We start from the raw sequence: 14,883 nt of genomic DNA, 5'->3' as shown, positions 1-14,883 counted from the left end.
CTCGACATAATAGCTTATGCAGGACTCTTTTTTAAACGTTTATCCCAAACTTAGCGCATCGCCCTCAGCTCAGAACTTAAGTCTGACGGGATTATGGTTAGCACATGGTGATGAGCCCTTGTTACAGCAGTGGCTAATTGATGCGATGAGGGCCTCTTGGAAGGCGCAAAATCTAGCGATAAAACGTATTGAGTTGGTGTCTACTAAGACATGGCAGGATGTATTAAGCGAGATTAATAGTTTATCTTTGTTTGATGATGCCACCGCGGTTATTGTGACAGGCAATCATAAGCCAGATAAATCAGTACTAGCAGAATTAGACGCATTCGCCACTGAAGCGAATGCTGGAAACAATCAAAACTGTGTGTTATGGCTTACATCAAAGGTCGATAAACGCTCACAAAGTAGTCAATGGTTTGCTCCTTTTACTAAGCTAGGTCATGTCATTGACTGCAACTTATATAACGAGCAGCAGCGTCAACAACTACTGTCAATACAAGCTCATCGTTTTGGCTTAGATCTTGTACCGGAGGCGTGGCAATTTTTAATGGTTCAGACGGAACATCATTTATTGAGCGCTTACCAAGCCTTGTGGCGTTTGTCTTATTTGTTTGCCCCTGATATTAAGTCTGCCTCTTCCCTTTCAACTACCTCAAGCACGCCTACTGTCACAGTTGATGTCGACGCATTACAACAGGCGTTAGTCAGTGATGCACAATATAGTGTATTTGATTTGTCTGATGCCATTTTGGCTGGAAATGCGCCTCAAGTGGTAAAAATTATTGAACAATTAAAAGCCACAGATGAGCCTACTCCATTGGTATTATGGGCAATTAGTAAAGATATGCGCTTAATAATGCAACTGATGGGTGGACAAGATCCACAGAGTTTGGGTATCTGGAGTAGTAAGCAGTCTTTATACCAGTCAGCTTGCCGCCGTCAAAACCTTCAAAGCATCTCAGACTGGTCTGATATTCTTTACCAATGTGATAAAGCGGTAAAAGGTGTCATCCGTCAGCCGGCATGGGAGCTTATATTGCAAGCGGCATTAAGAGCAACTGGGGTGCGTTTGTTCGCTTAAATTATGGATTAAAATTCATTTAAATTATTTACGTTTAATTTCCTAGTCTTTCCCTATTTGAGGTAAAAAAACCTTTTAATAAAACAGCTTCAGTAACCTTAAGTAAACTTATAACCATACTCTTTTAATGCCATTACGGTATTATTGTATAGTCAAAGAACTTTAAAGTAGTCATAAGGCAACCGAGTGCAAGTACTACTGGAGTAGGCTTAACGAGGTAAACGCCGTGACTCTTTATAAGTTTGCCGACTATATTTATAAAATCAAACTTTGGATGACGTTATGGCGACTGTTGCTCACTCAAAGAACCGCAAATCATGGATCAAATGGGCCGTTTTCGGATTCATTGCACTTGGTTTAGCGGTTTTAGCCTACAACCAATTTAAACCTAAAGAAGAGACACCAAATTATATTACTGCGACTGCTAAGACCGGTGATATCGAAAATAATGTCATGGCGTCTGGCAAAGTCAAAGCATTAAATACGGTCGATGTTGGTGCTCAGGTTTCAGGTGAAGTGACGAAGCTCTACGTTGATGTTGGCGATCAGGTTAAAAAGGGCGATCTTATCGCACAGATTGATCAGGTCACCCAAGACAATAATGTATCAAATCAAGAAGCGACTTTGCAGCAAGCACGAGCAGGTTTACAAGGGTCACAGGCAGATTATCTAAGCCGTCAAGCCGATTTAGAAAGCGCCCAAGCGAACCTTGCTAGCCGTAAAGCGGAGCTAAAGCAAGCTCAGTCAAATTATGCCAGATTACGCCCCTTGTTAGCACAAGACGCCATTAGTGAGCAAGAGTTAGACACTGCTCAAACCAGTGTAGAAACCGCTCAGGCTCAAGTGGCTAATGCCGAAGCTGCCATTAAAACAGCTAAAGCAGCGTTAATTACTGCTCAAGCGACAATAGCCAGTAATCAAGCCGACTTACAAAAAGCACAAACCAATTTGAATACTGCGAAAACAGACTTAGGCTATACCACTATCCGGGCGCCTATGGATGGCACAGTTGTCGCTGTGGTTACCGAACAAGGCACTACCGTTAATGCCAATCAATCTGCCCCTACTATCGTTACCTTAGCCGACTTATCCACGGTGCGAATTAACGCGCAAATATCTGAAGCTGATGTCATTAATGTCCAAGCCGGCATGCCCGTTTATTTTAATACGATTGGCAACCCTGATCAGAAATATAATGCGGTATTAACCGCCATTGAGCCTGCCCCTGAACAGATAAGTAACACCAGCTCAACTGATTCGGCTATTTATTATGTGGGTTATATCGAAGTCCCCAATCCCGAACGCCGCTTTCGAATTGATATGACTGCCCAAGTGTATATCATCTTAGATAAAGCTGAAAACGTACTATTAGTACCCTCAGCTGCTATTAAAAAGGGATCTCCTAGTAGCACACCTGATGGCAGTGATGCTCAAGCTTCTAATCCAAAGTCTGATAAGTCTGATAATTTTGATAATAAAGCTGCCAATATAAAAGGCACTTTTGTGCGAGTCTTAAAGCCAGATGGCAGTGTCGAAAACAGACCAGTTAAGGTTGGAATTGACAATAGAGTTAACGCTCAAATTCTGAGTGGGTTGCAACAAGGAGAGACGATCATTATTGGTGAAGAAACTGGTAAAAGTGACTCTGGTAGCCGACCACCTCGACTTTAACAAAACCAATAGAAGAACTTATGCTATCGAAGTTACCCCTAATTTAACGCTCTATATTGAACGCTCTATATTTAAGTCATCTGTATTTACTAAATTGCTGCAACAGTACACCCAGAGCGTTTTAAAATCGAGGATAAGAATTTGGAACAAGACGTTACTACCCTGCCGTCTTCCCCAAAAGACCTAAAAAACGCCACGCCTATCATGCAACTTTCTAACATTATAAGAGAGTTTCCAGCAGGTGAGCAGACGGTTCGAATTTTGCATAATATCAACCTGACTATTTATCAAGGCGAAATGGTTGCGATTATAGGTCAGTCAGGCTCTGGCAAGTCGACACTGATGAATATCATGGGGTGTCTTGATCAGGCCACTGCAGGTGAATACCTTATCTTTGGTAAGTCGGTCAAGCAGCTAGACCCTGACGCTCTGGCGAAGCTGCGCCGGGAACATTTTGGCTTTATATTCCAGCGCTATCATCTTTTAGGCGATATTGATGCTAGGGATAATGTGGCAGTCCCAGCAGTCTATGCGGGTATGAATGGTCAAGCTCGCATTCAGCGCGCTGAACAGCTATTAACCGACTTAGGTCTTGGTGACAAACTACACAATCGACCCAATCAGCTCTCAGGAGGCCAACAACAACGAGTGTCTGTGGCCCGAGCGCTTATGAATGGCGGTGATATTATCTTAGCTGACGAGCCCACAGGTGCCTTGGACAGCAAGTCAGGGAAAGATGTTCTACATATTTTAAAAACGTTGAACGATCAAGGTCATACCGTGATTATGGTGACCCATGATCCCTCTATTGCTTATCAAGCAGAAAGGGTGATTGAATTAAAAGATGGTCACATTATTGCTGACTATCAAAATGAGCACTTTCAACGCCTAACAGCCACGCCCCAATCGGTATCGTCTAGCGACTCTTCTTCAAATACAGAAAATGATACTCCAGCGGTTCCTACAACAACATCAATCAACCCTTCTTCGGATCGACCCAGTTTAGTTAATCAACACCTTGATAGTCAACACCTTAATAATCAGAGAAAAAGCCGTATCGGCTCCTTTTTCGATCGCATAACTGAAGCCTTTAGAATGTCAGTGCTGGCGATGCGCGCTCATAAAATGCGCACCCTGCTAACCATGTTGGGCATTATTATAGGTATTGCGTCTGTTGTTTCAGTCGTGGGCTTAGGACAAGGGTCACAGCAGCAAATATTGGCCAATATTAGCTCGCTTGGGACTAATACTATCACAGTGATAGACGGCTATCCGTATGGCGACCCTAGACGCCGCTATAATGATGATAATTTGACCCCTGATGATGCACAAGCCGTGGCCAATCAGCCTTATGTACGAAGTGTCAGCCCCCAATTAGATACCAATGCCAGTGTCCGCTATCGTAATACACAAGAGTCGGCCAGTATCAGTGGCGTGGGACAAGATTACTTAACTGTCACAGGTGAAACCTTAGCCTTGGGTCAATCGTTTGACGCCCAAACCATCTCTAGGCGTATGCAAGATGTGATCATTGATGACAATGCCAAGTCTACTTTTTTTGAAGATATTGACAACCCCATTGGCGAGGTCATGTTAATCGGGAATGTACCCGGACGGGTTATTGGTGTCCTTGCGCCTAATGACAATGCTTTTGCAAGAGCTTCAGACACCCCAACCATCTATATGCCCTACACCACTATGATGTCTCGTATTGTAGGCGGAGATAATATCGATAGCTTTGTGGCTTTGATCGATAATAATATCTCAACCAGCGCTGCTGAATCTGCCATTTCAGAGCTCATTGAAAGTCGACATGGCACGGATGACTTTAGAACCCGTAATTCTGACTCTATTCGTCAAACTATCGAATCGACTACCACAACCATGACATTGCTCATCTCATCTATCGCCATCATCTCTTTAGTCGTTGGCGGTATCGGGGTAATGAATATCATGTTAGTTTCAGTGACTGAGCGAACCAATGAGATTGGTGTACGCATGGCAGTTGGTGCGCGTCAAAGTGATATTATGCAGCAGTTTTTAATAGAGGCGATATTGGTCTGTGTTTTAGGCGGGGCACTTGGCGTGTTATTGGCGTTTGCGATCGGTGAAGGCATTAATAGCTTAGGGTCTGATAGCTTTAAGGTTATATACTCCCCCACCTCGATTATCGCTGCATTCGTTTGTTCTACGCTCATAGGCATATTGTTTGGATTTTTGCCGGCACGCAATGCAGCCAAGCTTGACCCAGTTGAAGCACTTTCTAGAGATTAAGTTATGATGCTATTTAGGAAGTTATTTAATAGTCGGCAACTTTAAATATTTAAAAAACTTGAGAAAATATAAAAAAATTAATATTTAGGGTTGCAATCTCATTTTTGAAGCGTATAATGTGCTCTCACGTTAAGGGGATACAGCAACCCCTTACGTGTTTAGAAAATTCCCTTTAAGGGATTTTTACTTGGATTTGTTTTAAACCTAGCTTGGATATAAAGCTTTTAGAATTTGCGATATATGCAAACTCTCTTGCGCTCGGACGAAGCAGTGCTTCGTCTTATACTCTTTAGAAAATTACCTTTAAGTAATTTTCTCTTGCGAGGCTAAAAAAGCAGTGCTTTTTTTATACGCCTCTCAGGGCCGATAGCTCAGTTGGTAGAGCAGTTGACTTTTAATCAATTGGTCCCGCGTTCGAGTCGCGGTCGGCCCACCATATTCTTGAAGTAACGATTAAAACCCCGACTAGGCAATCGCTTAATCGGGGTTTTTATTTTAGGTGTGTTGAGCATTCAAATATTAGGACTGCTGACAACAATTTTTTAAATTATATTCGCTGTAAACCTTGCATTCTCAGATTTGATAAGTATAATATGCCTCTCTTCTAAAGGGTTACAATACAACGTTTAGGAGATAGGTTTTAGAATTTTTACTATTTAAAATTCTCTTGCGAAGCTGAAAAAAGCAGTATGGTTTATTAAAACCGTTTTATACACTTCCATAAAATCCCCCTTAAGGGATTTTAACTTGCATTTGTTTTAAACCTAGCTTTGATATAAAGCTTTAAGAATTTGCGATATATGCAAATTCTCTTGCGCTCGGACGAAGCAGTGCTTCGTTATTTCCTCGCTCAGGGCCGATAGCTCAGTTGGTAGAGCAGTTGACTTTTAATCAATTGGTCCCGCGTTCGAGTCGCGGTCGGCCCACCACATACTTAAAACCCCGATTAAACCCTGTTTAATCGGGGTTTTTCTTTGGCATAAATAGTAGGTATTAACAATTCTAAAACATTCTATCTTTTAGAGTCGCCTCGCTTTCGAGCAAACCGAAACTGAGGCAAATTAAAATTAAATCCCGCTGTTAAATTTACCACTCTAGGATGGCTTGGCGCTTTTTCAATCAACCTATCATAGTCCTCTTGCCCAATCTCACATTTTTCGCCATGCGCCAATAACACCGTTTTAGGACGAAGAGCCTTCACTTTGTTTAATGAGGCACAATAGACATGAGGTAAGGTAATTAAAAACGGAGACATGTATTTATTTTTGATTTTTAATATTAAATCTGCGGTGTAAATCTGCTGACTAGGCTCATGCCAGAGTGACAGATCGTGATCAGTATGCCCTGGTGTCTGTAAGATGACCCAATCCTCAAAACCAGGCACTCTATCTCCATCCCTAGCCTCAATATCAGGTTTTAATATAGGGTCATACCAAACTTTTATGAAAGGTTTACCTTGACGGTTTGCTACATAATAAGTCAGCGCCAGATCGTTAAGATGGCTTAACCTACCCTTCACCCCTGCATACCACGGTTTATAGGTCACACCAGATATGATTATACATCCTGTCTTTTTCTTTAATAAGGCAGCACCACCGGCATGATCCGGATGCATATGAGTGACCACGACTGCTTTTAGCTGTGTGATTGGCCGATTTAACGTATTCGTTATGTAGTCTAAAATATTATCAACATCGCCATAGCATCCTGAATCTAATAATAAAAGTTTATCAGGATATACCGCTAAGTACGTTGTCTGAATATATCCATCAATCGCTACTGTCTCTATTAAACTCATGACGATCCCTATCAATGATGCTCTTTTAAATTAGAATACTAAATAATTCATTTTAGACTCATATTTAATTCAACTATTTAACTCACGTATTTAATTCGCGTTATACGACAATAACTGTTTACTTATGCTCCATATTAAGCGTATCGCCTTCTTTTATTAAGCTATCAAAGTGACTTACTAGTGTTAGTAACTGTCATCAATTCTTTAAACCGTTCTGAGATCCTTGTTTAGATATATTTTCTTTATAAAAGTTTAAGCCTAACCATTGGAATTACGTCACTACACCATTCGCTACCTATTTCGCATATCTTATTTTAAATTCAAAAATCACTTTAGTTAACCATTAATCATTCATCCCTAACTATTAAGCATAAAAAAAACCAGCCATATTACTATGACTGGTTCCTTAAATCTAAGAAATGTTAGCAACTTAAAATAAACATTATGCTAAATCACGTACTTTGGGCTCACGCTCCCATAAACGAGTTTTAGCATTTTCAACAAAGGTATCAAGTTCATCTAGCGGCGTCACAAATTCATCTTTTTCGACAGGAAGTTTGCTTAAGATAAACTCTTCAGTTGCCGGGCAGTAGGCAATCGCTTTACAGTGGTTATAAGCATCTGTAAACCAATCCAACGTCGAGCTGTCTTTCGCAAGTTTCTTAGCCACATCTGGCATAATGATACTGACAACCGCATCAAATAATACGGATGGCGCACCAGCAACTCGTTCGTCTGCTTGTACACGAGTACCGTCATCTAAAAGTGCCTCTTTACCAGGGGCAACAATTTTAACCGTTGCACCAGCAGCTTTAATCGCATTTTCAAACCTAGTCACTTGCTCACGACTAGAGCCTTCACCAATCAAGATACCTACTTGACGGCCTTTTAAGGTCTTAGGACTTAAACCTATGGTTTGAACTGCTGGAGATTCAGGAAGATCTTGAATCTTAGCACGAGGCTCTGGCGCTTCAGGAAGCTCCATACCGAGTGCATTTGCAACACGATTTGCTAGATCTTCATCAATATTAATGAGATGTCCAAGCGTACGAGTACGAACATGAGCGGTATCGACTTTACCTAATTCAAAAGCTATGGCTGATGCGATATGGGCTTGTTCAGCTGGAGTTTGGCTGCGATAGAACATACGAGGCTGGCTATAATGGTCAGAAAAGCTTTCGCTACGTACGCGGCCTTTCACGCCATCATCTAGTTGTTCTGGGAATGAGCTAAAGCCTTTCTTCACGCTTTCACGAGGCTTACTAGGATCTAAGCTTTGAGGCTCATACATAACACGACCCTTAGGCACCTGCATTTGCATATGTCCGTCTTGCTGCATATTGGCAAATGGGCACTTTGGCGCATTGATTGGAATTTGCGCAAAGTTAGGTGAGCCTAAGCGAGATAACTGAGTATCTAAATAGCTGAATAAACGACCTTGTAACAATGGGTCATTACTAAAGTCGATACCTGGTGGAATGTGAGAAGGACAGAAAGCGACTTGCTCAGTTTCAGCAAAGAAATTGTCAGGATAGCGGTTTAATACCATTTTACCGACAATTTTTACGGGTACCAATTCCTCAGGAATAAGCTTAGTAGCGTCTAAGTGGTCAAATGGGAATTTCTCAGCCTCTTCTTCTGTAAATAACTGAACGCCAAATTCCCACTCTGGATAATCACCAGCGTCGATAGCTTCAAATAAATCACGACGGTTATAGTCAGGATCTGCACCAGAGATTTTAACAGCTTCGTCCCACGTCAACGACTGTACACCTAGTACAGGTTTCCAGTGGAAGCGAACAAAAGTACTCTTACCTTCTTTATTAATGAGACGATAAGAGTGAATACCAAAGCCTTCCATCATACGAAGGCTACGAGGGAGCGCACGATCACTCATTAACCACATTAAGTTATGTAAAGTTTCTGGGCTCAATGATACAAAGTCCCAAAACGTATCATGCGCAGAGGCGGCCTGTGGGTAACCACGGTCTGGCTCAGGCTTTACCGCGTGGATCAAATCAGGGAATTTAATGGCATCTTGAATAAAGAAAATTGGCATGTTATTGCCAACGATATCCCAGTTACCCTCTGAGGTATAAATTTTTACGGCAAAACCACGAACATCACGTGGGGTATCTTTAGATCCCTTATTACCCGCGACAGTTGAAAAACGAGTGAATAATGGCGTTTGTTTACCCGTTTCCGTCAAGATTTTAGCCGTTGTATACTCTTCTAAAGATTCAGTTAACTCAAAATAACCATGAGCACCAGAACCACGGGCATGAACAATACGCTCAGGAATCCGCTCATGGTCGAAGTGAGTGATTTTCTCACGTAAGATGAAATCTTCGAGTAAAGATGGACCACGAGGACCCGCTTTTAAAGAGTTCTGATTGTCAGAGATGGGCACACCTTGTTGTGTGGTTAATACGGGTGAATCACCTTCAGCGCGAAGATGAGTTTCACCCCCTTCGCCGACACTTGGGTTCATGCTTTTTACAGGATCATTATGATCAATATTGTCTTTCATTATTTTTATCCTTGCTTGGTAAATTATTATAATTAACCTGGCTTATAGTAGGCTTTTAAATCGGTTAAAACAGATATAGCACTGCTGAGCTTATAGAGCATTACTGTTCTTCAAACAAAACATATTAATAGTCACATTTATTAATAGTCACATTTATTAATAGTCACATTAAAAAGAATACTCATGGTAAAAAAATGCTAAAACCAATTTAAAAGCCCAGCTATCAATATAGTAACGAATAATTCCAAAATACCTGTTTATATTTAGTTATGTATGTATATGACTCGTTACTTAATAAAATTTTTTAGATTCAAAATAATAGTTTAGGGTTTTAGACGTGTTCAGATGCTTTTTTAGATGAGGTAAAATTAATGGTATTTATTAATTATGGCCTCAACATCTTGGCGGATAATAGGCACACTTGGCATACGCTCTGCATGAAACCTTAAAATTGGTATGCCAGCACTCGCTAATGCCTTATCCTTTTTTTCATCTGCTTTTGTACGGGCGGCACTTTCGTGCGTCCAGTCATCAAGCTCGATTGCTAGCAAAGTGGTCTGTGCATCTTGAGCCACCAGCACATAATCCACGCTTTGACGACAAATCCGATTAAACCAAAAGCTTCTATCATTTCCTGCCGCCTCACTTGGTTCTATTACACGCGACAACTGCACCTGACTAAATATATAGTACTCTGGCACAGCCTTTTGTAGCTTAGCAAAAAATAACACTTCGGTATCAGTCATAATCGGCATCGGCTCAAAGGGCCAAACAGCAAGTTCATCTCCTCTTACTGGTTTCTCTTTTCTTTTGTCATAGCGGCGCTGGGCAATAATACTGAATATTATTATGAATGCCACCAATACCATGACAACCAACATTATATAGTTCACTTAATACGTACCACCTTTAAGACATTATCAACAGCAATAACTAAATTAGCAATATCTTGAAATTTATGGAAATTTATTAAAAATTAACCATAGAAGTCATTAATTTAGTTAGGGTTATAAACCATTTAATTATATGAAAAACAATAGTTTACAATTTAATTATCTCATTGTTGACCTTTATCACGAAGCAATTTTATGGGTTGCATAAAAAAACACGACATCTAGTGTCGTGTTGGTTCAATTACTATTATCTACAAGATTACTGAAATCTACCAAATAATGTCATTCATAAAATTCAACTCTGGTTACTTACAGTAGCCATTAGTGCCAACGAAGCCATTATCGCCAATGAAGCCATTAGCGCCAATGAAGCCATTAGCGCCAATATAGTACCCATGCATTATTAACGCCGGTACGAGAGTCAGCATTTATCTTGTCCTTAAGTGCCAATGCCGCATCTTTACCTTTTTCAGGACCGACCATGACACGGACACCGCGGCTCGTAGAGCTGGTTGACGCTGAATAACCGGCAGCCCGCAACTTTTTAACAATCTCATCGGCTTTTTGTTGATTATCTGCTAAGGCAACCTGTACCCCAAATGTACCCTTCGCTTCTCCACTAGCCGCTTTTCTGCGTGCTTCAGCCAAGCGCTGCTGTGCATCACGTTTTTGTTGTTCAGCAGCTTTTTTCTGTTCAGCTTCTCGTTGCAGTCTGGCAACTTGCATCCGTGAGGGAATAGTCAGTGTCTGCCCTACTCGTAACGACGCGCCAGTACTCATATTATTAGCTTCGGCTAATGCTTCTACTGGCACATTATATTGACGAGCAAGTTTTATTAGGCCATCACCAGGCTTAACAGTATAGCCAATTTGACGGGTGGGAGCGCTATTAGAACTTGCGGTTGAGGTCGGCTTTGTCGTCTGAGGCTTAGTTTGCGCTCTAGTGCTATTAGTATTACGAGCATTATACTCTCGCACCAAACGATCAACCTGACTACTTGAAGGGATTGTCAACTTTTGTCCCACATGAAGTGTGGTATTTTTAGACAAGTTGTTCGCTTGTGAAAGCGCTTCAAGAGGCACATTGTATTGGCGAGATAATTTAATCAGCCCCTCGCCGCGTGCGACCGTATGGTTTTGAGTCCGGCTAGGCGCTTGAGCTTTTTGATTAAGAACACTATTCACTGTGGGTTGTTGAGCAGCCGGTTGAGTTTCCCTCTGTTGATTAGGTGTGACTGACACAGACTCCACCTGCCTTGCTTTAACGACTGGCTTTGTCACTGTTACGCTTGATTGTGCCGTATTCTCATCTTGAGGAATACCATCAACAACTGGCTCTATAGCATTATTACGATACTGCTCATTCTCCAGACGGGCTTTATTCATAGCCAACGCTTCAGCTTGTTCTTGCTCAGTCAAAAACTGCCTGGTACGCTGATCCAGCTCAGCCATTCTTTTTTCACGCTCTTGACGTTTTTGCGCCAAAATACGCTCCTCAGTTTCAAGATCAGCTGTCAGGGGTGTTTGAGCGTTAGCAGACTCTTTACTTACCTCCGCCACTTTCGGCGCACCATCGGTGTCACTTGCTGAAGGTTGATCCATCTGCTTAACCATGGCAAATAGTAATAAGCTACCACCAAGAAACACGCCTGTGCCCAATAGTAATTGTCGTGACGAATTCATAAATACACCTTTGTCAATATATTCTCTATACAGTAAAGTCAGTTATAACCTTAAATATATAATAATATGAGATTATAAAGGATTCCTATAGCGTTGTCTGCTTTAACCAAAGATTAGCAAGTGAAACCTACGATCATAATATTCTAATCTCTATAAGCTATTATAGTACTCCCTATTCAAGATAACCTTTTAATACCTATTTTCAACCTTAATACAGTCACTTATTTGATATAATCATTTTTTGTAACAAGCATTATTACTTTTATGCTTATAACTTAAAGATAATCTTTCATTTTATAATAAAATACGGTAACTGGAATAACTATGACAACAGACTTACCTTCCCCATCTATATTACAACAAGATCTCTTAAAAATTGGTAGCCGAACTTTTTCATCAAGACTGCTGGTTGGCACCGGGAAATATAAAGATTTCCAGCAAACTGGTGATGCTATAGAAGCGTCTGGTGCAGAAATTGTCACCGTTGCTATAAGACGTGCCAATATTGGTCAACACAAAGACCAACCCAATCTGCTAGACGTTATTCCTCCTTCTAAATATACAATATTACCTAATACTGCCGGTTGTTTTGATGCAGACAGTGCTATTCGCACGTGCCAATTAGCACGCGAACTGCTTGATGGTCATAACTTAGTTAAGCTAGAAGTGCTAGGAGATGAAGACACCCTTTATCCTAATGTGACTGAGACTTTGTATGCCGCTCAAACGTTAATTGATGATGGTTTTGAGGTTATGGTCTATACCTCAGATGACCCTATTATCGCTAAAGAGCTTGCTAGCATGGGCTGTGTGGCTATTATGCCTTTGGGTAGCTTAATCGGTTCAGGGTTAGGCTTATTAAACCCTCACACTTTAAGCATTATTATTGAAAATACCAAAGCGTTTAATGTTCCTGTCTTGGTTGATGCCGGGGTGGGTGCAGCATCCGATGCCACTATTGCTATGGAACTGGGCTGTGACGGCGTACTGATGAACTCAGCCCTCGCTTATGCTGAACATCCCGTATTGATGGCTCATGCAATGAAACATGCTATATGGGCAGGTAGAGCATCATTTTTAGCCGGTCGGATGCCAAAACGTAAAATGGCCGTTGCAAGCTCCCCTCAAACCGGTTATTTTTTCCAATAATTAGCTCTTGCTGTGAGTTCTTAACTTATCTAAGGTCTGCCTCTAAACCTTGATTTAATCAAACTTTAGAAATAGATTCTATATGAAGTTACATTAAATAGTGTTTTATATATGTTTTCATATTAAAACTATCTATGCCTTATATTATTAGATAGATATATCTTGCTTTATCAGCAATATTATGACAAAAATGAATCATGGTAAATTAATTATGCTTAACTTTTTAAAGCAATACTTAATTGCGAAAACATATATTAACACTCTGACATAGCAAGGGAATGCCATGCGACTATTATCTATTACAGATTTTTTATTTTTACTTTTAGAAAACAGAAAACAGCCGATGCATGTTGGTGGGCTTTTTTTATTTGAATTACCGCCCGATGCCGATGAGGATTTTGTACTCACTTTAGTACAACAAATGCAAGCATCCGAAGTATCACCAACGTTTCCTTTTAATCAAGTCCTTTACAATTTAACGTATTGGAAGGAGGATGAGGAGTTTGATGTCGAACATCACTTTCGTCACATCGCTCTGCCTAAACCGGCTCGAGTTCGCGAATTGTTATCCTATATTTCAAAAGAACATGGACGTCTTTTAGATAGAGAACGTCCTCTATGGGAATGCCACATTATTGAAGGTATTGAACCTGAATCAGAAGGGCGACCAAAACGATTTGGCATGTATTTCAAGATTCACCATTCATTAGTAGATGGTGTTGCCGCAATGCGCTTGGTTCAAAAGTCATTATCTCACTCACCTAATGAGACCATTACTTTGCCATTGTGGGCTTTAATGATGCGCCATCGTCATCATATTGAAAGTGTATTGCCGCCTGAACGAACGATGGGCAGAATGGTCAGAGACCAAATCAAGACCGCGAAACCTGTTATTAGTGAATTGGCACGTACGGTGGGGGATTTGAGAAAAACATATTATGTGAAAACGACTCAAGCGCCAGCAAGTATCTTAAATCAAGGCATTTCTAGCTCGAGACGATTCACTGCTGAATCCTACGATATTGATAGGTTCAAAAGAATTGCCACAAACCTTGGTATCAGTATTAATGACGTGGTTTTGGTCGTCTGCTCAGGCGCATTGCGAAACTACTTGAAATCTATCAGTGAGCTTCCTAAAGAACCCTTAATAGCGTGGGTCCCCTACTCCATGCGTAAAGATGAAAGCGCATCTGGCAACCAGTTTGCTTTTATACTATGCAATTTAGGGACTCACTTAGACAACCCATTAGACCGCTTAAAACTTGTGCATAACAGTATGAATGACGGTAAAAAGCGTTTTGGTCGTATGAGCCAACCTGAAGTCATCAACTATAGCCTTGTATCGTATAGCTGGGAATTTGTCAACATACTCACTAACCTTTATCCCAAAAAACAAGCCTTTAACTTAATTATCTCAAATGTTCCTGGCTCGCAAAAGAAACTATACTGGAATGGTGCAGAGCTTAGGGCACTATATCCCGCGTCTATTTTGTTTAATGGTCAGGCGTTAAATATCACCTTAGCCAGCTACCTAGACCGAATTGAGTTTGGTATCGTCGCGTGCAGTAAAACATTGCCAAAAATCCAAAATATTTTAAAATTGATCGAAAATGAACTGGTTCTATTCGAAGACATCTGTAAAGAAAGAGCATTGGGAATTCGTGATTAGAGTTATTTAACACATTGCTAATGTTTATCTTCTTACTGTCTTTACCTTTTTCGAATTAACGTAATCTGTTTAACTCAATCAGTTCAAAGCAGTCAGTTAGTTTTGATAGGTATTTATGGCAAATATCGTTAATAA

The 14,883-nt window shown here is 40.8% G+C and carries 9 protein-coding genes and 2 tRNA genes; 7 read left to right on the top strand and 4 right to left on the bottom strand.

Annotation, left to right across the window (positions count from 1 at the left end):
* The first annotated feature begins 16 nt into the window (after positions 1-16).
* The 5 genes from holA to AC21OG_RS08025 all read left to right on the top strand — a co-directional run bounded on the left by holA (position 17) and on the right by AC21OG_RS08025 (position 5,955).
* On the top strand, positions 17-1,081 hold the full coding sequence (gene holA, locus AC21OG_RS08045) for a DNA polymerase III subunit delta (RefSeq protein ID WP_487377703.1): 1,065 nt from the start codon (positions 17-19) through the stop codon (positions 1,079-1,081).
* Positions 1,082-1,363: 282 nt separating this feature from the next.
* Positions 1,364-2,752: a permuted SH3 domain-containing protein gene (locus AC21OG_RS08040; protein ID WP_487377704.1), complete on the top strand. Its 1,389-nt coding sequence runs from the start codon at positions 1,364-1,366 to the stop codon at positions 2,750-2,752.
* 204 nt (positions 2,753-2,956) lie between these two features.
* Complete coding sequence (locus tag AC21OG_RS08035; protein ID WP_487377727.1) at positions 2,957-5,026, top strand: MacB family efflux pump subunit; 2,070 nt, start codon at positions 2,957-2,959, stop codon at positions 5,024-5,026.
* 360 nt (positions 5,027-5,386) lie between these two features.
* Positions 5,387-5,462 (top strand) — tRNA-Lys (locus AC21OG_RS08030).
* A 417-nt stretch (positions 5,463-5,879) separates the two neighbouring features.
* Positions 5,880-5,955, top strand: a tRNA-Lys gene (locus AC21OG_RS08025).
* An 83-nt stretch (positions 5,956-6,038) separates the two neighbouring features.
* On the opposite strand, the gene AC21OG_RS08020 is transcribed toward AC21OG_RS08025, so the two are convergent.
* The 4 genes from AC21OG_RS08020 to AC21OG_RS08005 form a co-directional block, all read right to left on the bottom strand.
* Complete coding sequence (locus AC21OG_RS08020; RefSeq protein WP_487377705.1) at positions 6,039-6,824, bottom strand: MBL fold metallo-hydrolase; 786 nt, start codon at positions 6,822-6,824, stop codon at positions 6,039-6,041.
* 442 nt (positions 6,825-7,266) lie between these two features.
* Entirely contained in the window at positions 7,267-9,354 is a 2,088-nt protein-coding gene (locus AC21OG_RS08015) for a catalase (RefSeq protein WP_487377706.1), read from the bottom strand.
* Between the two features lie 368 nt (positions 9,355-9,722).
* Positions 9,723-10,247, bottom strand: coding sequence for a DUF2726 domain-containing protein (locus AC21OG_RS08010; RefSeq protein ID WP_486546876.1), 525 nt, complete (start codon positions 10,245-10,247; stop codon positions 9,723-9,725).
* Between the two features lie 375 nt (positions 10,248-10,622).
* Positions 10,623-11,930 carry a LysM peptidoglycan-binding domain-containing protein gene (locus AC21OG_RS08005; RefSeq protein WP_487377707.1) on the bottom strand — a complete coding sequence of 436 codons (1,308 nt, stop codon included), beginning with the start codon at positions 11,928-11,930 and terminating at the stop codon, positions 10,623-10,625.
* Positions 11,931-12,254: 324 nt separating this feature from the next.
* Between AC21OG_RS08005 and AC21OG_RS08000 the strand changes: the two genes are divergently transcribed.
* The gene (locus AC21OG_RS08000; RefSeq protein WP_486546879.1) at positions 12,255-13,079 is read left to right on the top strand and encodes a thiazole synthase; all 825 of its coding nucleotides are present in this window, start codon (positions 12,255-12,257) and stop codon (positions 13,077-13,079) included.
* A 283-nt stretch (positions 13,080-13,362) separates the two neighbouring features.
* Complete coding sequence (locus AC21OG_RS07995) at positions 13,363-14,748, top strand: WS/DGAT/MGAT family O-acyltransferase (RefSeq protein ID WP_487377708.1); 1,386 nt, start codon at positions 13,363-13,365, stop codon at positions 14,746-14,748.
* The last annotated feature ends 135 nt before the right edge of the window (positions 14,749-14,883 follow it).

Source organism: Psychrobacter sp. CX5 (genome assembly GCF_057621535.2).
The sequence above is the reverse complement of the archived record's forward strand: the minus strand, read 5'-3'. Positions and strand labels throughout refer to the sequence as shown.